Below are 279 nucleotides of genomic sequence, written 5' to 3'. Positions count from 1 at the left end.
CAGCGTCGCGGTTTCCGGAATGAAGTAGGGTTCGCGGACAACTTCCATAAGATTGAAGTTTTTCATTGCATCCGCAGGGGCTTGGCCTACTTTAAGTGGTGCGTTTAACCCGCGCAACAGATGTTTTGTATGCAGAATTCCGACAACGTTTTCCGGCTCGTCGCGATAAACGGGCAGGCGGGTATGACTGCTGTTGAGTAAGAGGTTCAGGACTTCTTCCGTGGGCATACTCGCGTCGACCATCTCAATTTGGCTGCGGTGAAGCATGATCTCTTCGAC

Annotated in this window: 1 protein-coding gene; it reads right to left on the bottom strand. The window is 51.6% G+C overall.

Going from position 1 to position 279, the window contains the following annotated elements; genetic code table 11:
- The coding region (locus AB9F29_RS22540) for a CBS domain-containing protein (protein WP_369757331.1) at positions 1-279 on the bottom strand (279 nt) is incomplete at both ends.

This window comes from Falsihalocynthiibacter sp. S25ZX9 (genome assembly GCF_041205405.1).
GTDB classification, from domain to species: Bacteria; Pseudomonadota; Alphaproteobacteria; order Rhodobacterales; family Rhodobacteraceae; genus Falsihalocynthiibacter; species Falsihalocynthiibacter arcticus.
Note: the sequence above shows the minus strand (reverse complement) of the source record. Positions and strands in the feature narration are given on the sequence as shown.